13 protein-coding genes are annotated in these 21,390 nt (G+C 49.4%); 6 read left to right on the forward strand and 7 right to left on the reverse strand.

Translation table 11 applies throughout. The annotated features are described in order from the left end of the window. Window positions 1-21 precede the first annotated feature (21 nt). From narI to AC1931_RS03555, 7 genes are all read right to left on the reverse strand, one after another. Window positions 22-687, reverse strand: a complete 666-nt coding sequence (gene narI, locus AC1931_RS03525) for a respiratory nitrate reductase subunit gamma (protein WP_483875845.1) — start codon at window positions 685-687, stop codon at window positions 22-24. Beyond that, a complete protein-coding gene (gene narJ / locus AC1931_RS03530) occupies window positions 684-1,229 on the reverse strand; it encodes a nitrate reductase molybdenum cofactor assembly chaperone (protein WP_483875846.1) in 546 nt (181 codons plus the stop codon). The genes narI and narJ overlap by 4 nt, the downstream gene beginning before the upstream one ends. Beyond that, the gene (narH, locus tag AC1931_RS03535; protein WP_483875847.1) at window positions 1,229-2,716 is read right to left on the reverse strand and encodes a nitrate reductase subunit beta; all 1,488 of its coding nucleotides are present in this window, start codon (window positions 2,714-2,716) and stop codon (window positions 1,229-1,231) included. The genes narJ and narH overlap by 1 nt, the downstream gene beginning before the upstream one ends. A gap of 101 nt (window positions 2,717-2,817) precedes the next feature. Further along, a complete protein-coding gene (locus AC1931_RS03540; RefSeq protein ID WP_483875848.1) occupies window positions 2,818-6,441 on the reverse strand; it encodes a nitrate reductase subunit alpha in 3,624 nt (1,207 codons plus the stop codon). A 12-nt stretch (window positions 6,442-6,453) separates the two neighbouring features. Further along, window positions 6,454-6,963, reverse strand: coding sequence for a hypothetical protein (locus AC1931_RS03545; RefSeq protein ID WP_483875849.1), 510 nt, complete (start codon window positions 6,961-6,963; stop codon window positions 6,454-6,456). Between the two features lie 247 nt (window positions 6,964-7,210). Beyond that, entirely contained in the window at window positions 7,211-8,590 is a 1,380-nt protein-coding gene (locus AC1931_RS03550) for a sigma-54 interaction domain-containing protein (RefSeq protein ID WP_483875850.1), read from the reverse strand. Between the two features lie 335 nt (window positions 8,591-8,925). After that, window positions 8,926-9,822: a LysR family transcriptional regulator gene (locus tag AC1931_RS03555; protein ID WP_483875851.1), complete on the reverse strand. Its 897-nt coding sequence runs from the start codon at window positions 9,820-9,822 to the stop codon at window positions 8,926-8,928. 1,029 nt (window positions 9,823-10,851) lie between these two features. Between AC1931_RS03555 and AC1931_RS03560 the strand changes: the two genes are divergently transcribed. The 6 genes from AC1931_RS03560 to AC1931_RS03585 all read left to right on the forward strand — a co-directional run bounded on the left by AC1931_RS03560 (window position 10,852) and on the right by AC1931_RS03585 (window position 21,388). Further along, window positions 10,852-11,991: a cysteine desulfurase family protein gene (locus AC1931_RS03560; RefSeq protein ID WP_483875852.1), complete on the forward strand. Its 1,140-nt coding sequence runs from the start codon at window positions 10,852-10,854 to the stop codon at window positions 11,989-11,991. A gap of 13 nt (window positions 11,992-12,004) precedes the next feature. Continuing rightward, complete coding sequence (locus AC1931_RS03565) at window positions 12,005-12,259, forward strand: GSU3529 family protein (protein WP_483875853.1); 255 nt, start codon at window positions 12,005-12,007, stop codon at window positions 12,257-12,259. Continuing rightward, window positions 12,256-12,510, forward strand: coding sequence for a GSU3529 family protein (locus AC1931_RS03570; RefSeq protein ID WP_483875854.1), 255 nt, complete (start codon window positions 12,256-12,258; stop codon window positions 12,508-12,510). The genes AC1931_RS03565 and AC1931_RS03570 overlap by 4 nt, the downstream gene beginning before the upstream one ends. A gap of 118 nt (window positions 12,511-12,628) precedes the next feature. After that, window positions 12,629-13,240 carry an HD domain-containing protein gene (locus AC1931_RS03575; RefSeq protein ID WP_483875855.1) on the forward strand — a complete coding sequence of 204 codons (612 nt, stop codon included), beginning with the start codon at window positions 12,629-12,631 and terminating at the stop codon, window positions 13,238-13,240. 1,276 nt (window positions 13,241-14,516) lie between these two features. Continuing rightward, a complete protein-coding gene (locus AC1931_RS03580; RefSeq protein ID WP_483875856.1) occupies window positions 14,517-15,527 on the forward strand; it encodes a hypothetical protein in 1,011 nt (336 codons plus the stop codon). A gap of 311 nt (window positions 15,528-15,838) precedes the next feature. Further along, window positions 15,839-21,388, forward strand: a complete 5,550-nt coding sequence (locus tag AC1931_RS03585) for a hypothetical protein (protein WP_483875857.1) — start codon at window positions 15,839-15,841, stop codon at window positions 21,386-21,388. The last annotated feature ends 2 nt before the right edge of the window (window positions 21,389-21,390 follow it).

The raw sequence follows: 21,390 nt of genomic DNA on the forward strand, positions 1-21,390 counted from the left end.
AAACAACCCTACCCGGACGTTTTAATCATGGTTGGAAAGCACAAGCTGCCAGGGGCGCGCCAGGGAGGCCAGCGGGATGCTGACCACATGCACCAGGCGTGAAAACGGAAAAACCGCCACCAGCACAAAAGCATTCACCGCGTGCAGCTTGACGATGAAGGGCATGGTCGCCAGATAACTGACATCCGGACTGAAAACAACCAACGACCGCAACCAGGGGGTCATCCCGTGGACATACCAGAGTCCGCCCCAGCGCAAGCTCAAAGCGATCCAAACGCCGCTGACCACCTGGGTCAGCAGCAACGCCAGCAGTAGCCAATCAACCTTGCTGGTTACGCTTGCGACACGCGGATTGCCCGCCCGGCGGAGGATCAACACTAGGATCGCCACCACCGTCACCAGACCAAGGGCGATACCGGTCGCTTCGAGCAGCAGCAAGCGCCCCGGTTCGCCGAGCAGAGCGCCCCAACTCTGCGGAAACAGAAACGCCAGGACATGGGCCAGCAGAATCAGCAGAATGGCGTAATGCCAGGGCACCGATCCCCAGAACAGGGCGCGACTTTCGAGAAACTGCGACGACTGGGACGACCAGGAATACCGATCGATGGCGTAACGGTAAAAACCGACAGCCACCGCCAGGGCCACGGCGACATAGGGGATGACGGCAAACAGCATCAGATCGATCATGATAAGGCTCCTTTATCTTCATACAGAGGGCCGAGCCAGCTGTGCAGGGCGACCAATAAACTGCGGTAGGGATGGTCTTCTTGTTCAATCGCACCGATCATTTTATTTAAGGTCGGGATAATGGCGTCCGTAATCAGCTCCGCATGGTACTGGAAATCACTGCTTGTACCAACGAAGCGCAGAACCTCACTCAAGTGATCCGGCAGGTCATTGCCTGCGGAAAAGTTGTGTTGTCGATAGAGTTCAGTCAATTTCATCAGCATCAGCGTGCGCTGCTGGCTTTCACCACACAGCTGCCAGGCAACATAGGGGTGACACAGGGGTTGCAGTTCAAAGGTTGCGGTGAATGTCTCTTCCAGTCGTGTTGGTTCACTGTCTTCAACAAAGGCTTTGAAGCGGCATAGCTGTTCTGCGCCCGCCTGACTTTGTTGCGCCAGCAATGCGTGACACTGCGTCACCGTCTGTGCCGTCTGGACATCGGGATAACAGAACAGCCGGGAAAAGTGCTCAAATAGCTGCTGATCAATCTGCATACTGGTCATTACCACCTCCTCTTCGGCGCTTTGCGGCTGCCGAAGCCCATCTCCTCGCGATGCTGTTGAGGATCATGCAGAGCGTCGATAGCTTGCTCGCGCAGCAGCGACGGAATAACGATACGTTCCTTCATGCCGGCCTGGGTAGTCATACGGTAAATGGCGTCAATCTGATCCGTTGTCACCCCGGCTATCGCGGCTGCGGCAGTAACCTCAGCGGCGTCCATATCTCCGACACTGAGTTGACGCCGCTGCAGACGCACGGCGATCAGTTTGCGGTAAACCGCCTTCACCTCGTCCTGATTGCCGCCGGTGAACAGTCCAGCCAGATAAGCCAGTGGTAAACGGGCATTTTCCAATGTCGTAAAGAAATCTGCTGCCATTTTCTGTTTGCCCTGCTGTTCCTGTGAGATCACCGGCAACAGCGGCGGCACATAAAAAAGCATCGGCAGGGTACGAAACTCAGGATGCAGCGGCAGAGCGATGCCCCACTCCTTGACGAACCGGTACACCGGTGAGCGCTGGGCCGCAAGCAGGATCTGTTCGGCGATCCCATCTTTGCGCGCCTGTTTGATGACCAGCGGATCATGGGGATCAAGGATCAGACTGCGCTGCGCCGCCGCCAATTCGCCATCAGCGCTTTTTGCCACCTCTTCGATCCGATCGGCGTCGTACAGCAGGACACCCAGATAACGAATCCTCCCGACACAGGAGTGGAAACAGGCCGGTGCTTCACCGACTTCCTGGCGCGGGTAACAAAGGATGCATTTTTCTGATTTGCCGCTACTCCAGCCGTAGTAGGTTTTCTTGTAGGGGCAGGCGGAGACGCACATGCGCCAGCCGCGACACTTGTCCTGATTGATCAGGACAATGCCATCTTCTCTGCGTTTGTAAATCGCTCCGGAGGGGCAAGCGGCGACACACCCGGCATTAAGGCAATGATTACAGATACGCGGCAGGTGAAAAAACACCATCTTTTCGATTGCGAACAACTGCTGCTGTTCTTCCTTACTCAAACGCACGACGCCGGGATCGTTGGCGGCGTAGATAGTGGAGCCGGACAGGTCATCATCCCAGTTAGGGCCGGCCTCAATCTTCATCGGTTTGCCGCTGATCATGGAAACCGGACGCGCCGTCGGCTGATCGTCCCCTGCCGGAGCCGACGTCAGATCGTCGTACTTATGAGTGAAGGGTTCATAGTAATCATCCATGGTCGGCAGGTCAGGGTTGTGAAATATCTTGGCCAGGGTACCAAGCCTCCCTCCACCTTTCAGTCGCAGTTGCGCGCCGTCCCGCTCCCAGCCGCCGCGATATCGCTCTTGATCTTCCCAGCGGGTGGGGTAGCCGGTTCCCGGTTTGGTCTCGACGTTGTTCCACCACATGTACTCAACACCTTTGCGATCGGTCCAGAGGTTCTTGCAGGCAATACTGCAGGTGTGACAACCGATGCATTTATCAAGGTGAAAGACAGTTCCTATCTGTGCTCGTATTTTCATAAGATCTATTCTCCCTATCCCTCTATAATAGGCAGGGTACGGCGCGCCGTGCCCCTACGTTGTGATTCGGGCGCCACGAATTGCGCGCCTACACCTTTCAATCACCACTGCGGTTCGCCATCGAGCTTGCGCACCAGGATGAAGGTGTCGCGGTTGGCGCCGGTTGGCCCCCAGTAGTTCCAGCCATAGCTAAACTGACCATAGCCGCCGACCATCAGGTTCGGCTTGAGGCGCACCCGGTTGAGGCTGTTGTGGCCACCGGCGCGGCGATTGTTCCGCAAGGGGGATTTGGGCACCCCGATGGTGCGCTCCATCGAGTGATAGAGAAAAGAGATGCCCTGCGGCAGGCGTGAACTGACCACAGCGCGGGTCACAACAACCCCGTGATCGTTGTAGATTTCGACCCAATCGTTATCAACCACCCCGATCTTCTCGGCATCCTTGTCATTGATCCAGAACGGGTGGCAGCCGCGCGACAGGGTCTGCATCCGATGATTATCACCGAAAGTGCTATGGATACCCCACTTGCCGTGAGGAGTGAGATAATTGAGCATGATGCTCTTGTTCGCAGTTTCAGTAACAACAAAATCCTGCAGCACGCTCGGGTCGGGCTTGGGTTTATAGGTTGGCAAGTGCTCGCCGTAGGCCAGATAGCTTTCATGATCGAGATAAAAATGCTGGCGACCGGTCAGGGTGCGCCACGGCACCAGCCGCTCAACATTGAGGCTATAGGCGGAGTAGGCACGCCCATTATTGGTCAGGCCGCTCCAACAGGGACTGGTCAACAGGCGTCGCGGCTGGCGATCCAGATCGTCAAAGGTCGTACGGACACTGCGGCTTTTTTCGGCCAGGTCGAGCAGCGGCACCCCGGTCTTCGATTCTTCGGCCTGAAAAGCCCGGTAGGCGATCTCACCGTTGGTCTCCGGAGCCAGGTGCAGGATCACGTTGGCAGCCTCTTTGGCGTCGGCCAATGACGGATAACGCTGGCCGTCCCAATTCTGGGTCGGGGCCGTTTCCAGCAATTCATCGTAGAAATCTTCGATCGACCAGTTCAGGCCGTGGACACCAATACCATCCTTGCGCGGACCGGGCCCATAAGAGATAAAACGCTTGTAGAGATTGCGGTAATCACGTTCGACCACCACCAGGTTCGGCATGGTTTTGCCGGGAATCGCCTCGCACTCTCCCCTGCTCCAGTCTTTGACCGTCGGCTGCGCCATCTCCGCCGGGGTATCATGGGCCAGCGGCACCGCCACCAGGTCGCGCACCGGCTCAGGCAGGTGAATCTCCGCCAGTTCGCTGACTTTTTTAGCCAGATTCTTGAAAATATCCCAGTCACTGCGCGACTCCCAGCAGGGCGGAACCGCAGCCTGCATGGGATGGATGAAAGAGTGCATGTCGCTGGTGTTCAAGTCATCCTTCTCATACCAGGTGGCCGTCGGCAATACGATATCGGAATAGAGGGCCGAGGTATCCATGCGGAAATTGATATCGACCACCAGATCGAGTTTGCCTTCCGGTGCCTGATCACGCCACACCACATCCTGTACTGATTCTTTTGCAGTTTCCGGTGCAATCAGGTTGGTGTGGGTACCAAGATAGTGTTTAAGAAAATATTCGTGCCCCTTGGCACTCGACATCAGGGCATTACCACGCCAGATAATCCACATGCGCGGCCAGTTTTCCGGTGCGTCGGGGTCTTCCACGGCGAATTTCATCTTCTTTTCTTTCAGCTGCTTCACCGTCCAGTCGACAATTTCCTGATGACCGGTCGCTCCGGCGGCTTCAGCTTCTTCAATCACGGCAGCCGGACTGCGGTCGAACTGCGGGTAAAAAGGAAGCCAGCCGTTGCGCACGGCACGAATCTGATGATCGATGGTGTGACCGCTGGTTAGCGGGTTACGTTGCGCCGCCGGATTGATCTGAATCTCGTCGGCGGTGCGCTCATACCGCCACTGGTCGGTATGGACGTAGTGATAGGAGGGTGCATTCTGGAAACGCGGTGGTTTGCTCCAATCAAGAGCCCCCATGATTGTCGACCATGGGGCGATGGGCGCCAGCTTTTCCTGACCAACATAGTGATTCAGTCCGCCACCGTTGCGACCAACACAACCGCAGAGCATCAGCGCGGCGATACCGGCACGATAACTCAGATTGGAGTGATACCAGTGATTGACGCCGGTACCGATGATGATGGAACATTTCCCTTCGGTACCCTCGGCGGTGGCAGCCCACTCACGGGCAAATTGAATCACTGTAGCCTGGTCAATACCGGTGAACTTTTCCTGCCAGGCCGGGGTATAGACGCCGTTTTCATCTTCATAACCGGACGGATAATCCCCTTCCATGCCACGTTCAACCCCGAACTGCGCCATCAGCAGATCATAGATCGTCGTCACCGCAATCGGGCCATCGGCGGTATCGAGAAAACGGACCGGCACTCCGCGGTTAACGCTTTTTTCCGCCGAAAAATCATCAAAATTCACCTGCAGGACATCCTCATGCTGATCCAACAATGACAAGCGTGGTCGCAACGGCTGCCCGTCGCGGCCATCCTTCATCTGGAGATTCCACTCTCCCTTTTTCTGCTGCCAGCGGAAGCCCAGGGTTCCCAGCGGCATCCGGGGTCTGCGGCTGTCTTCATCCCAGATCAGATACTTGAAACCGGCATTCTCCTCGTCGCGATAGTCCTCAAGGTCCGCGGCCGTGACCATACGGCCGGGGCGATAGGTGTCATTGTGCTTATCAAGGCGGATCAGGAAGGGACTGTCACTGTAGCGTTTCAGGTAATCCATGAAATAGGGGGTTTTGGCGCGATGGTGGAATTCCGTCAGGATCACGTGATTAACCGCCATCCAAAATGCGCCGTCCTGTCCGGCATGGAGAGGAATCCACTGGTCACCGAATTTTGAGGACATACTGAAATCAGGTGAGAGAACCGCCACCTTGCTGCCGTTATGGCGCGCTTCGATCAGATAATGGACGTCCGGAGTGCGGGTCATGCCGGGGTTAGAACCCATCACGGCGATAAACTTGCTGTTGTACCAGTCGGCGCTTTCGGCGACGTCGGTCTGCTCCCCCCAGACCTCCGGAGAAGCATTGGGGAGATCACAGTACCAGTCGTAAAAACTTAAATTGGCGCCACCCAGTAATTGCATGAAACGCGTACCGCCGGCAAAGCTGAGCATCGACATGGCCGGAATCGGTGAGAAGCCTACCAGGCGGTCCGCGCCGTATTTTTTAATGGTATATATAGTCGATGCAGCGATGATCTCTTCAACCTCGTCCCAGCTCGAACGGCGAAAGCCTCCCTTGCCCCGTGCCTGCTGGTAACTGCGGCGCTTGTCTTCGTCTTCAACGATGGCGGTCCAGGCAGCGACCGGATCGTCATGCTCGGCTTTGGCCGCACGCCACAGGTCGGTCAGAACACCACGCAGATAGGGGTAACGGATCCGTAACGGACTGTAGAGGTACCAGGAGAAAGAGATTCCGCGCTGACAACCCCGCGGTTCATAGGGGGGGATGCCGTCTTCCAGTTTCGGGTAGTCGGTGGCCTGCAGTTCCCAGCCGACGATGCCGTCCTTGACATGGACATTCCAGGAACAACTGCCGGTGCAGTTGACTCCGTGGGTGCTGCGCACCACCTTGTCACACTGATTGCGGTTACGATAGAATTCTTCCCAGTTGCGCGATTTCGGATCAACGATATCTTTTATCCAGCTCATGATGGCCCACCTTTACTTAAGTGTTTGACGATGTTGATCGATCAGAGATTGACGCACGCCGGATTTCATCCTGCGTCTGGCTGCCAGGACCGTGCCCCCTGCAACGACCAGCAGCGCGATGAAGACCCACACAGGCAGCCGATCAGGCACATTCGTGCCGGCCTCGATCGCTTCACCAAAAAACGCCGCCAGGTCGGCGATCTCCTGTGCCGTCAGCGGGCGATCACGGTAATAGGGCTCCATACTGGGAAAGGGCAAAAACTCCAGCACCTGGCTGACGCCTGACTCACCAAAATTTTCATACAGCGGGGTCAGGTCCGGACCGTAATAACCGGAGGAAGGTGCCAGGCCGGTTGCGGAGTGGCTATGACAGGAAAGACATGGCGCTCCACCCCCGCTGAAGGCATCGGCTCCGACATACAGCGCTTCCCCGGCACGGGGATCTGCAGCGGACAGGTTAGAACAAACCCCCAGCACGGAAAGGATACATAAAATCAGCCTCAAGACGTGAAATCGCAACATAGACACTCCTTTAAACCAAAGACACAAACCAGGATACATCCACGGCAAACAGAATAACCGGAGTTTGGAGGCGCCCGGATCTGCAGTACGCCGCATGGGCGTTTGCTTGTTGCTCCTCCACAAATCATACCAATGTTTTAAGGAATAGCTAATTGTCTGTTTTTATTGTATTTATTAATCAGAAGAAGAAAGGGTAAGTGCCGCTTTTAGCGGAGCGGGGGGAAAACTGTTACAACGCTGTTACATTTCAGGAAAAATGTTCCGTTTCGGTAACATTGGTATCAATATGGTACCGTTGCATTTTTTCCCAGAGCGTTTTTCGGGTAATGCCAAGGGCCTTGGCGGTTGGAATTTTGCGGCCGTCATGCGCGTTCAGTGCCTGCAGAATGACCTCACGTTCACAGCGTGCCAGAATTTCCTTCAACGGGCCCTGCCCGAAGGAAAGCTCGGCAGCAGCAATTGTTCCGGCGACAACAAAATCCGTCGGCAGATCGCCGGGCAGAACTTTATCGCCGCGCCCCAGGGCAACCGCTCGCTCCATTGCATGCTTGAGTTGACGGACATTGCCGGGCAGTGGGTGCTGCTGGAGCAATTCGCGCGCTGCAGCAGAGAGCTCCGGTAGCGGTTTTTTCATCTTACGGGCAAAAAACTTCAAAAACATCTCCGCCAGCGGAATCACATCTTCCGGGCGCTTGCGCAGCGGTGGAATCTCCAGAACAATGACATTCAAACGATAGTAAAGATCTTCGCGGAAGCGCCCCGCCGCTACCGCCTTTGCCAGATCGGCATTTGTAGCGGCAACAATCCGTACATCGACCTGCGACGACATCTGACCGCCAACCGGCTGCACCCTTTTATCCTGCAGCACCCGCAGCAATTTCACCTGGGTTGCCAGGGGCAATTCTCCGACCTCATCCAGGAACAATGTTCCTCCTGAAGCGGCCATGAATTTCCCTTTTTGATCCTGCTGAGCACCGGTAAATGCCCCCTTAACGTGACCAAACAGCTCTGCCTCGACCAGGTTTTCAGGCATAGCTCCACAGTTGAGTTTGACCAGCGGCTGATCCCGGCGAGGGCTTAAATCGTGAATCAGATCGACGAAACATTCCTTTCCGGTACCGCTCTCACCCGTGATTAATACGGTCGAATCAAGGGGAGCTATCGCTTCGAGATTTTCCAGGGTTTGGCGCATCACCGGGCTGTCAAAAATTAGGGGGGTATCTTTTTGCTGATCGGCCAGAACATCTTTGAGTTGGCGTACCTCCTCGGCCAGCCGCCGTTGCTCGGTCACATCACGGCTGATCAGCAGGGTGCCGATAAACTCACCATTGTCGGCGCGGATAGCAGAGTAAGAATTGTCAAAATCACGTCCCTGTGCCTGGATAAAACGATGACTGAAAGGAAATTGCTCGTCCTGGAGATTCGCCAGCAGTTCGCTGATTTTAGGGTGGGCGCGGCGCGGATGAATATCAAAAATGGAACGACCAACAATGCTGTCTGCAGCAACCCTGCGGATTTTCTCTGCCGCCGGATTGCAGATGCGGATGATGTGCTGCTGATCGAGAAAGATAACCCCCTCATTCATGTCCCTGATAATCGCTTCGAGAACCTGTGGTAACGGCTGCATGAACGACCTCCCTCATGATGTAACGTTTTAGTAACATAATCATTCTAGCTCTAAAAACAACCACGAGCAACGGTGTAATCCAACACTGAGTAACTTGCAATATATGTAGAGACATACAAAGGGCGAAAAGTTCTATAAATCACAACCATAAGTATAGAAAATCCCCGCTCGGTGATGCAGGCGGAGATTTCTGGTAATGCAGGTTCTTTAGTAATTTTAAGATGGCATGATTCTCGGCAAAATTACAGATCTGAAAAAGCTCAACATATAAGACCAGACCGCCAGCTCATAACCAACATATCTGCTCATTTTGTCTATTGCGTAAGAACCACAAATCACGGAGAGGACAAAAATAAATATTTATTGGATTCGATTACACTTACAATATAATCGATTGCAGTCCTAACCCTCGCAAGTTGTCGTGAATCAGGGTTAACTTGGAGCCAAAACCACCGTTCTGCGAACAAATCAGGCAGGACTGGCACGAGGGTTGGTTCTGTATGAGCCATAAAATAGGGAACTACGCCAATACCGGCTCCGGCAACAATGGCGTTCATTTGCCCAACCACTGTTGAACTACGCAAGCGGGCCTTTAACCCAGGAGCAAACTCATTGAGAAACCTCAGGTTCTCGTCGTAAAGAAGATCCTCAATATAATCGACCAGATCATGATCTGACAGATCGTCTTTTTTTAAAATTTCACGGTGATTTTGTAGATAACTTTCTGCGGCGAACAGTCCAAGTCGATAATCCGTTATCTTGCGGGCAATAATATGGCCGGTCGTTGGCTTGGTGATAGTAATCAGGATATCAATCTCCCTTTTACTAAGGCTGTAATACATCGGTACAGCTATGAGCTCAACTTCGAGATGAGGATGTTGCTTGTTGAGCTCACTGAGATGTCTTGCCAAAAAACAATTTCCCAAACCGTCCGGCGCGCCAATCCGAATGGTTCCCGATAGCTGGCTGTTTTTTCCGTAGACTCTTTCATCCAACGTCATGACCGTTGTTTCCATCTGTTCAGCATAAGGCAGCAATGCTTCACCGGTAGGGGTGAGCCGACAACCTTTCTCGGTACGTTGAAAAAGCCTGGTATCGAGAGCGGCTTCAAGTGCGGTGATCCGTCGCGAAACGGTACTATGGGTTACCTGGAGCCGTGCAGCAGCCGCTACAAAGGAACCGGTTCGGCATACAGCCAGAAAAAATCGTAGATCATCCCAGTTTTGGTTCATTATTCAGTCCCTAATGTCGCTCTTGAAAGTTCACAAAATAATCCTTCTTACCATCCGATGTGCAAAATTGCACACCATGTGACAGATATTCAATATTTACTGATGATTATCATACAGCATAAATTAGATCATTGAAGAACAAAAAAACTTTATCTAACTGGAGCGCAAGCGTGGAGGTGACACATGAAAGGTTACGATTATGACCAGTCTCAAGAAACTTTCGCCAATCAAGACCTCGACCAGATTCTTCGGCATTGCAGGACGTTGCATAATCAGGCGGTGTTTGATTCTTTTAGAAGATTGATAGTTTGGGGCCAACAGTTTTTCAAACGATGTGCTTCGATCTTTTCTCAAGACGACAGAGTAAAAAAATCAAAACCTTTATGGGACTCCTCAAAATAGGCGAACATTAAATGAAGATTCCGAAATTACATTTGATGGAGACTTCATGCCTAACGCACATTTAGGTATCATCATAAAGACGCTCGTTTCTGCGGGGCCATCCCCAACCAGCTGGTTAATCGATTGAAACAGAGAGAGCCCCGGCAACCATCTAAAAGTGCCGGGGCTTTTTTAAATATCAACCCCAGGAGTGGCGATCCAGACGGGTTTTCTGGAAAAGCAGGTCTTGCGATTCTGTTTATAGCCAAAACTAAACTCCGCGAGTTGATCCTTAGGGTGGATCACAGATCATCTCCATGGCAAGATCCTGTTTCTGACGTTTGGCAGAGACCAATCCTATGGCGTTGCGGTTGAGATAAACTCTTGGGAGTGGCCACTGTCCGGTAGAACGAGAGTCAAGATGACGCTCACCATTCCCGGCGGCACGAAAATGGGAGGGAGGAAGTGATTTGCCAGCTGTCTTTGAGTGTAGGCCAAGGCGAACGTCAGTGTAGATATACCCTCAATTCTTTCAGGTCCATGCCCTGCCTCCTATTAATCTTAAAAACAGGTAGTTAACATCTGAACTATATATTTGCAATATGGCCTGAGGCTGAATACAGTGAAAGCATCTGCAGGAGGAAAAAGATGCCCATCTATTTTGACTGTAATGCGACAACACCGATTGAACCGTCCGTAGCCGCGGTCGTAAAGAGATTCCTTGAAAAGGACTTTGGCAATCCCGCCAGCCCGATCCATGACTACGGTGTTTTCGCGCGCACCGCAGTTGATCACGCCCGCAGGCTGGTTGCCCGAGTGGTGAATGCCCGCCCGGATGAGGTAATCTTTACCAGCGGCGCGACAGAAAGCAACAACCTGGCGATCCTTGGTTTGGCCGAAGAGGGAATACGCAGTCGGCGCCGCCACGTGATTACGACGGCAATCGAGCACAAGTCGATCCTTGAGCCGTGTGCTGAGTTGGAACGCCTCGGCTTCGATATCGAGATCGTGCCGGTGTCCCCGGATGGACGATTTGATCTGGATCGCGTGGCATCGGCCTTGCGCCCGGATACTCTTCTTGTCTCCACGATGCAAGTCAACAACGAGACGGGTGTTCTTCAACCGATCGCGCCCCTGGCCGAGATTATGGAGCACTCGGATGCATGGTGGCATGTTGATGCCGCCCAGGGGTTCGGCAAAGAACTCGAATCCCTCCGTCACGGTCGCATCGACATGATCTCGATCAGTGGACACAAGATCTATGCCCCCAAGGGAATCGGCGCTCTGATTGCCCGAAGGAGGGGAAGCCACCTGCCGCCGTTACGCGCACTCATGTACGGTGGCGGTCAGGAACAGGGATTGCGGCCAGGGACCTTGCCGGTGCCACTCATTGCCGGACTGGGCGAAGCCGCCAAGCTGGCATTGCGCAATCACGGTGAGCGCCGGGAGAAGTGTCTTGCCATAAGGAGCGAAATCATAAAAGTTCTTTTCTCTCTCGGCGCGCAGCAGAACGGAGATGAGAAATCCACCCTCCCGCACGTCACCAATATCTCGCTCCCCGACATCGACTCCGATCAGGCCATCAAGGCTCTAAAACACGTCATCGCAGTTTCGAGTACATCGGCCTGCACCTCACACACCCGAACGCCGAGCCATGTTCTTACAGCCATGGGGTGCTCGCCGGAGCAGGTCGAGGCGTCTCTGCGGTTTTCGTGGTGCCATATGACTGAAGAGGTGGACTGGGACAAGGTATCAGCAATTCTCTCTCAAGTGCGTAGAGGCAAATGAAAGGAGTGCAGCGATGATCCAGGTCTTCATGGAGCTTGAACAGGCAACGACTTATCAGTATGAGCATGGGGAGTTGCCGAAGTGGCTGGCCGATCCCGTGTTAAATGTCGCAAGAAACCCCGTGCGGTATGAGGGGAAGGAGTATCTAGTCGAAATCCTGCTGGATCAGGTCCGCGAGTTTGACGTCTATGCCGAAGCGGGTTGCTGCAAATGGGCCTATGACCATGAAGATATTGCCCGATCCCTTCGGTGGCTGGAGGAGTCATGACCGTTTTTGAGAATCTGAAGCATGCCATGGAAACTGCTCAGAAAGATCAGGATCTGCCCGACTTCTTAGCTGCAGAGATCCTGTTCATCATCGAGAACCGGGAAAAGTTCAAAGATAGAATAGTGGAGATAGAGGATCTAGTCGAACAGGTCACCCTCTACGATACCTACGGACAAACGGGTTATCTCGGCATGGGTGTCAGTAACTTTATCCTGGAAAAAACCTTACAGAGGTTGATCAACCCAACTTAGCAATAGAGAGTTCTATAAAGCACGACTCACAAAATAAAAATCAACGGCACCATCTAGAGCATGCGGTTAAGCCTGTAAAATAATAATTTTCAGTTCTCAGTAATGGGAGACGGTATAGGTGACAGTCAGTTTCGATAGAATAAAACAACAGATCAGTTTCATCGAGCAACTAGATTCACTCAAGCAAGTCCTTCGGCAAAACCTGGTGATGGATGAGTCTCGCCGGGAAAATAGTGCTGAGCATTCCTGGCATATTGCTACGATGGCGATGGTATTAAATGAATACGCTCCAGTTGAACTTGACCAGCTGCAGGTATTAAAGATGCTGTTGCTGCATGATGTGATCGAAATTGGGGCGGGTGACACCTTTTGTTTCGATATAGAAGGAAACAAGGACAAGGAAGAAAGAGAAAGGCTCGCTGCCGAGCAGCTATTCGGCCTGCTTCCGGAAGATCTGAGCTCCGAGTTCATGAGTCTTTGGAACGAGTTCGAAGAAGGCAAAACAAGCGAGGCCCGTTTCGCCAATTCGCTGGACCGATTCCAAACCCTGCTTCAAAACATTAACACCCGCGGAGGAACCTGGAGAATCCACAAGATAGAAAAAGAAAGGGTGATCCAGCGAATGTTACCAATAAAGGAAGGGGCTCCTTTCCTTTGGCCAATGGTAGAGCAGTATTTGGAGGACGCTTGTGCACAGGGAGTCTTTGAGGACAAGTCGGGCAAAAAATGAAAGCCATATTGAGTCGTCTCTTTGTTACTGGATTGCGTACAAACGATAATGTTCTGAGTTTTCTCCTAAATTGCGAGCTTTCAAGAATGAACACAGGGGAACCTATCTTTAGCTAAGAAACTCCCGACTTAGGTAGACAGTTTATACTGGTTTTGTGTTTTTTTCTTACCTTCGACACACCTCAGTATCTCTGCTGCTCTTTTGACACTATTTTCTCACTTTTAGTCCCGCTGTAAATTTGATAACGGATTCGGTGGAAAATCTGACTTGACTGAAAATCCTGCAATTCTAGTCACTGAAGATTGTTGTGTGCCGAATGTCAAAGGAACGCATCTTGGCTAGTATTTTATCATTGTTTTTTATTTGGCACGGATTTTCACTTCACAACTGTTTGAAAATACGTGGGCACGGGCCCAAAACAGACCGAAGGTCAGAAAAGTAATGACCATCAGTTTTAAATGAGCGGCAAGAACGGAGAGCCGAAGGTCAAACCCTTAAAACATGGGCACAAATAAAAAAGCACCTAACCAAAACTGGCTAGGTGCTTGATTTTATGGCGGGGCTGACGGGACTTGAACCCGCGACCTCCGGCGTGACAGGCCGTTTTAACGCAGTTTTAAAATGATCCATTATCTGGCAAAAAGTTGATTTAAAAAGCATAGTTATGCTTCAATAAGGAAATTATCAATTCCTTTTTTGTGTTTTTTTGTATTTTTTCGTCATACCCATAATCGTCAAAAATCTCCAAAAACGACCTTCGGTTTTATTTACAAATACCAGTGCTGAAATACTGTATATGTGAGATTACCAATAAATAACCTTGCTTTTATCTAGCCTTCACGATCACTATAAAGTTTAAAATCAGTAACTTCTATAATCCAGAATTTAAGATTGTTAATAATAAAGGGTGATATTTTATCTCTTCATGTCACCCTGATCGACCGCTAATATAAACATTGAACGGAAACATTTTCATATTGAAAAAAACTGCAAAAACACAAAACCTCCACGACAATTTCATCTACTCTTGAGCTACTCTTTTAGTAAGTCGACATTCCGAATCTAGAGAGCAGAAATGGTTCTTTAGGTGACACCCGACCATACTTCTTCAAGCGTGAGCCCCCCTGATGAAAAGCAAGTTGACGTCGGAATCAATATCATTTTGTTCTGTTAACGAGAAAATATCATCTCATATTGAGTTCTCCTCCTCAAAAAATGTATATCGGCAAGTTAATGTCATATTGACAAGTACTCTATTTAAGTATAATAAACCACCATGATCCCACATAATCACAAAGACATAGACAGCCTGCTAAAGCAGATAGACGATGGCAAACAGTACCCATGGTGGATCCAGAGCGAATTACTGGATGCAATCGAAAAAACCCGGTATTGGAAAACCTCTTCCGACTCATTCTGCAACTGGATAACACAAAACGCCTATCGTTTCGGTGTCAAACAGTCGATGCTGTGGAGAAGATTGTCTGCAGGACGCTATATGAAAGAAGCGCAAGAAAAATTACGAAATAGAGGTATCTTTGTATCAGATCCTGAAGATTGTATAAAGAAGATTGGGCCGGAAAGCTTTGAATTGCTAGCTAAATTGGAAAGAGCTGTGCCCCAAAGTTATTATAATGAACTGGCGCCCAAGGTCTTTGCCGGCGACGTCAAACGTATTCAGTTAAAATCATTGTGGGAAACCTACCGACCTGTCCTGGGGGGGCAAACTGCACGAGGCCGTGGCGGCGCCCCACCTCCTGTCGACATTACCGATCCACACCAGAGTGCTTTATTGACTGAGGCTATGACTCTTGAAGCTCTCAAGGCTGCGGGACCAGGTTGGACAGGTCATCATGACCTAAAGGCATATCAGATATTTTTACATGTTTCTCCGGAGGGATTCGTCGTTTCAGATCGACGAGAACTGTTTTCTGCTGTCGCAGTTGTAAAAACAGCCACTGGAAAGTTGGAATTTCATGGTTTTAGAAACATGCCTGTCTCTTTGAATCCGGTTCAAGTCGTTGAACAGAAGGAGAAGGATTTTTACGACATGTCAACATCTTACTGTGATTTTGTCTGGATGATCTATCCGCTTCAAGACATCACCGAACCCTTAACCAACCATCTCATTCAAAACCTCCCAAAGGGTACAGGACTGGTTCTTCTTCGTGAAAAACACGTCTCGATATTAAAAAAAGCACCAAAGTCCCCCGCTCTTTCCAAACATAAGTGCAAATTGATTACCACACTTTTCACCCGTATGTTGGGCGGGATTATGAATCCGTAAGCTTTTTGTATTTTTATACTTCCTTTGTAACCTATTTAATTTATTAAAAACTCGATGCCTTACCGGCCTATCACCACCTGTGTATAACGCATCATAGCGATAAAATCACAATGTATGATTTTGTTGACTGTTTTTGTCTATACGTATAGACTATAATCATTCACTCATTTACTCTGCCATCAGCAGTGTCTGGCACTGCATTTTTTGTCTATTTGTGTAGATTTCAATAAATTTATTTAAAATGACAAAAAATATTCAATCGCCGCTTGTTATGTAGGTAAGGGCACAAGACAACACCAAGGAGGACACAAATGAAAAAAACTTCAGTTGAATATTCAAAATCAACTACATACTTCACGATTAAATTATTGGCCGAAAGTGGTGAGATCCAAGGCTTGAACTTAAATAAATACATGGAAATACTGGAAATTTTTGAGGCCCCTCAAGAGCAGGAAATGCTCTTTCTGGTCCTTTTTGGTCTTGAGCAAGCATTACAAGTTGTAAGGAATATCAGTGCGGTTGGTTGGTGGAAAGAGTCGCGGCAGGAGCTGCTTGAAATCGAACCAGTCTGCCGGATTCTTCTAGAAAACAAGAAAAAAATCATGGCCTATGCCAATGAGCGCAAGGAATTGCGTAAACTGGATTTGCAAATTAGCAAGAAGACCCGATATGTGACCCGCAACAATTCATTTCGTGGCCTAATCGGAGAGCATCCACTTTGGTCTACACTAGGTCACGAAGCTCCACACGAAAACTTGAGTCCGCAATTCAGTCAACTGCTGGCTCATACTTTGATCAGCCTATTGATTCTTCGCCATCATCCGGCGCAGGCACATCTCACAAAAAGCCTTGATAGTGCGTTTTCTGTTATTCGCATGCTCGCTAATTCTTCAAAAATATGTCGGCAAGAGCTTGATCCACTGCCCTTGAAGGTCATGAACCCTGACGTATATCTCAATGAACTTTCCAAGATCACAGGTGAATTTCGCATCCACTCAATTGCAAACCTGCTCAAAGATGCCTACAGAATGACGCCGGATGGAGAGGAAGCAGATACTGATGATAATGAAGAGTTGGCCATCAATAATATTAAATTTGTCAAACCTCCTGAGGAAGACCAAAACACAGAAGACGAAACTTCTGGGGGTTATGATGTCATTAGCGGACGCCGAGCCAGTTTTCCAGCAGATTTTTTTACCGGTAAACAAATCGCTCATGCCCAGGCCAAAGCGAACCAGATTTATCCTGGTAGTTGGTCGGCTTTGTCGCAACATGATGCTATTCAGTTGCTTAAGTGGATGACCTCTTTAACATCTCATAAGTTGTCTCCCAATGATGTTGAAGGGGCAGCACTAATACATTTAATGTTCTGGTTTAGCCTCAATGAACATCGTCTATCAACAATTGTCTATGGGCAACAGGGCGATGTTCAATTCGAGACGATCGACAGTTACGATCCTCTAGCTGGCACGATAACTCTATACAGTCCCTATCCGCGCCTGAAATCACCGATAGATGAACTGGAAGCAACGCAAGTGTATTCACGCCAGTCATGGATTAGGCTTGAGGTACCTATTGAGTGCCGCAATGCACTGAATCGGCACATGGAATTATCCGAAACCGTTGTCGGAAATCCCATCTTTAAAATGTCGCCACGCTTGATTGTCCGGCGATGCAGGAAAATCCTGAAACAAAACCTGAGTAAAAATCGGCTTAAAATAAAAGCAGTGCAAAAGTTTTTCTATGAAACTGCCGCCAGGATCACCAACCCCGTGAGTGCAGCGTTAATGCTTGGTCGTGACAGCGCCCTGGTACGGTCTAAAGTCCATTATCAATGTTCGAACCACTTGATGCTAGAAAATCTATATCTAACCACCTGTCAACATGTGCGGAAACTCGTTCCACAACCTGAGGATGGCACCGTTCCATTGCCGCATACTTTGTTAGAAAATTCATATCTTGGCACACCTAATCGCCCTTTTAAACGTACCGTTATCAACCTCTTTGAGAAATTATCTGCTGAACTTAATAATTTTCGAGAGCGGCGACCACAGATCAAAACCTTGGATGACCTGGTTGCCTACCACAATCTTTACACCCTGCACTCAATCATGTCATGGAAATTTGCCAGCGGCCTGCGAGCCGTTATCCATCCATACATCAACCAGAACAGCTACGATGAGTTAAGTGGATTCTGCATACTACGCGATAAGGACACAAAAGATGGCTACCATACACGCTTAGTTTGGTTGCCTGATGTATGCCGTAATCAGCTGCGCCATTACCGTATCTACCGCGATATGTTTACAGCAAACTGTCAACGCCAAAATATCAATCCCGAACAATTTGACAAGCTGCCAGTGTTCTTTCTACGTAACAGCTTGGATGAATTAACGATTGAATCGATTACACCGTCCAGCCTGGAGGAAAAACTCAAACAGCATCAATATTATGCTCCAGCCAATGCACAGCGCAGTTTCCTTCGCAGTGAGCTCATAGAACGTGGCTGCGCCCATGATGTTATCGAACTTTTTTTAGGGCATTGGAACCATGGCGAGGAAGGTTTCAGTGCTTCATCGAGCGTGCACCCTGAAGACTATCGCGCTAGTCTCAAAACCTACCTGCCGACCTTAATGAAAGAAATCGGGGTAAAAGCGATCAAATGCGTTCCAAGCCTGAACATTGATTTCAAGCTGAACCGTGTTGTTGGTACAACTCCACGACAATCTCGTCTCGACAATCTTCTGGGTCTGCCGGACAACATGGACCCTCACCCTTTCTGGCATGAGGCCAAGGGCACTCTTTTCCAGGGAATGGACAAATTCAAAGCATTCAATGCTTACGACAAAGATCTTCTCGCCAGGGTCGCAATCGATTTGCCCTCCCTCTATAGCGGGGAGTTACTGGATCAACCAGTGGTGGATTGGAGTCTTGAGCAAAATAAAATAAACATTTTTTTTGAAAAAACCCTGGTTAAAGAACGAACACCACAAGCGGTGTACAAACAACAGCGATTGTTTTTCCGTGTCCTAGATCTATTAAAAAACAAATATGGTCTTCCGATCATGGTGCCGACTCCTCCTAGGTTATCCATAAGAGAAAAAAATCTAATCAAGGCTGATATGGGGGTGGATTTTAAACTCTATAGAAAGCTTGAAAAGGCCTTCTGCCATGATATTGATATGGGAATCCCGCATTCAGCAATATTGCGGACCGGCCAGATTTTGCTCAGCGGGATCCTTTATGGCGGCCTACTCAAGCGATCCTGGATGGAGCGAGTCCCTGAATCTTTAGCAAAGCGCTTATACCGGGAAGCGGAGTGGTTATGGCTTGATCTGTGGACTGTCGAACCACATGAAAACCAAATTGTCAGAGTTCGACAGCAAGGACAGCCAAAGTTTTTTCGGCGATGGATCTCTGACACAACCAGCCAGTTACTGATCTGTCTGTGGTTCCGGGACGATCCTGATTTTCAGAATAAGGTTTGTCCAGATGCCATCGTTGCACTGAAAAGCTATCTTCAACATCTCGGTTTTTCCCAGGTCACACTAAAAAAGCATAAAGCAAGAAAAAAAAGCAACTCCCGGCGACTTGAACGGCCTCGCATGTACAATACCGGCGAGTTAACAGATCTGCGTCTACGTCTGAAACATCCCCGACAAGCGCCGATCACTGTCAATCAGGTGATCCATTCAGCCTATGCAATGACATTGACCCGCATGCCGGCGTTTCTTGTTGCCTACGCTCGGGATATAAATTCATCTGCTTCGTTGCCAGACGAAAGGTGGCTGTACGCAATTGGCGGTCACACGATTCCTATAGAAAAACACTCTACCTTCCCAATGCAAGAACCACCTGATTTTGCACCCACGAACTTCTTGTGTTCCTATCAGAAAATATTGCGGCAGGAACTATGCGAAACAATTCAGCCAGCAAATAGTGATCCTGAAGAACAACCGGAAACCGTTATTGCCCGAATTCAACTATTCATTGAAGATCACCTGAACAATATGGTGCCTGTGCTTTATCTACTGGCCCAGTGGGCCCTCTATTTACTTTCTGTACGAGACTCACCACTTGACCCCCACCGACAAAAAGAACCCCTGGCAAAAAGCACTGTCCGCACATATATAACTAATATTGCAGATCTTTTGATTGATGAGTGTGCGGATCAGAATCCGTTACATTTCAATGAGGAAGAACTTACAGCTCTCTACCAGAAGGTGGTTTCAACAGAACAAACATCTCACCGAGAAGAAAAGTACAAATCAAAAAAAATTGACATTGAAAGTCCGATATCACGCCGAGTGTATTTTTTTCATTCTTTTTTAATCATCGTCCATGAGGCTCAACCCTTCCCTCTTCCGACCAAAGAAACCTCTAGTGTTGGCGGGGTTTCAGCTCATTTTTTGACCGAACAAACTTACTTTCGCTGCCTTGAGGCTCTCAACTGGAGGTCCTCAAACCTCAATCGTCACGAGATAAACATGATCATCATGTTAATTTTTGGATATCGTCTCTCTTTTAGATGTCGAGAATCACTTGGGTCACGACTCAAAGACATTCTCGGCGATGATGACTTGGAAATTTGTATTCGCCCTCATCGTCAACGCAAAACGAAATCACCTTCTGCAACACGATCAGCAGTCCTTCGAAATCATTTGCCGCCACTTGAATATGATTTTATTCAACGTCATGTCGTGAGACGCCGCAACGAATTCAAAGTCACATCAGACGATTTCTTGATGACCCTAAGTGAGTTGCACAATCAGATGATCAGTGATGCTCAAATCATGGTCCCGCTTCGAGACCTGATTAAAAAGGCATGTTGTGATCTGCTAGCCGTTTATCATCACACCCGACACAGTTTTTTAATCAATCTCATTATTGCACTACTGTGGCGCAAGGACATCAAACTGCAAGAGATACCTTTCTTCATGAAGGGCATGACGCCGCCTAACCCCAAACTGATCAACAGAATCAAAGCCACCAAATGCACCGGTCGGGGAGACCTATATGTTGCCGCTATCATGATCGGTCATGCTGACGTAGCTACTGGATTATATTCCTATTTTCATCTTTGTGACTGGTTTCTTGCCTATGTGATGCGTCATGAATCATCATCTCCACATTTGTCCCAAAAAGCATACGCACGCCTGATGAGCTGCAGCACTAAAAATGTTTCCTACTATTACAAAACCCAAAAATACCCATTTGCAGGAGCCCTAGTCGCCCTCCTTGATGAACTCCCTGCATCATGTCGGCACCCGGCTTTGAGCAATGCTTTGCCAACACCACCACCCATCAATTTATCGAAGGAAGTTAATCCACGGATACCTCATTTTGATCAGGTTTATAACCAGGTTAAACAAGATGTTGCCGCCAAAAAATATAAGCTCAAACTACCGCGCACACCCCAAGACATGGAGCAATTACAAGGTTGGTACGCCGCCTGGAGGATTAAAGGGACTAAGACCTGCATTAAGGCAAAACGCCTGTCGGAGTGGTTTTTCGAGATCAGTTCTGACAAGGGATGTGTTCAAGTCCATTCAATTCCCGATCTGAATCAACTGCTGAATTTCCTGGTCGATTCGGAATTTGACCTGAAGACGCTACAAGCCATTTTCGTCCCTGGAGAATTTGCATCCACGCAGTCTCGCGAACAGAGACTTGATCTCTGGAAATTGCGAACCCCCAACATCAATTGGATGCCTTTGAATGACAACATCCAACTACCTGAAAACAGCAAAGGCCACGTCTTGCTTGACAGTATTCAAACTAATCGCAAAGCAACGAGCACTCCTTTGTCTCTTATGCGCGTACTTGCGGCTTGCATGAAAACATGGTCATTAACAGAATAAGG

Source organism: Pelovirga sp. C15f (assembly GCF_057178085.1).

Coding starts and splice junctions, on each gene's coding strand:
- AC1931_RS03540 (WP_483875848.1), bottom strand. CDS start 6,441: ATGAGCTGGATAAAAGATATCGTTGATCCGAAATCGCGCAACTGGGAA.
- AC1931_RS03565 (WP_483875853.1), top strand. CDS start 12,005: ATGATCCAGGTCTTCATGGAGCTTGAACAGGCAACGACTTATCAGTAT.
- AC1931_RS03545 (WP_483875849.1), bottom strand. CDS start 6,963: ATGTTGCGATTTCACGTCTTGAGGCTGATTTTATGTATCCTTTCCGTG.
- AC1931_RS03550 (WP_483875850.1), bottom strand. CDS start 8,590: ATGCAGCCGTTACCACAGGTTCTCGAAGCGATTATCAGGGACATGAAT.
- AC1931_RS03560 (WP_483875852.1), top strand. CDS start 10,852: ATGCCCATCTATTTTGACTGTAATGCGACAACACCGATTGAACCGTCC.
- AC1931_RS03555 (WP_483875851.1), bottom strand. CDS start 9,822: ATGAACCAAAACTGGGATGATCTACGATTTTTTCTGGCTGTATGCCGA.
- narJ (WP_483875846.1), bottom strand. CDS start 1,229: ATGACCAGTATGCAGATTGATCAGCAGCTATTTGAGCACTTTTCCCGG.
- AC1931_RS03580 (WP_483875856.1), top strand. CDS start 14,517: ATGATCCCACATAATCACAAAGACATAGACAGCCTGCTAAAGCAGATA.
- narI (WP_483875845.1), bottom strand. CDS start 687: ATGATCGATCTGATGCTGTTTGCCGTCATCCCCTATGTCGCCGTGGCC.
- narH (WP_483875847.1), bottom strand. CDS start 2,716: ATGAAAATACGAGCACAGATAGGAACTGTCTTTCACCTTGATAAATGC.
- AC1931_RS03585 (WP_483875857.1), top strand. CDS start 15,839: ATGAAAAAAACTTCAGTTGAATATTCAAAATCAACTACATACTTCACG.
- AC1931_RS03570 (WP_483875854.1), top strand. CDS start 12,256: ATGACCGTTTTTGAGAATCTGAAGCATGCCATGGAAACTGCTCAGAAA.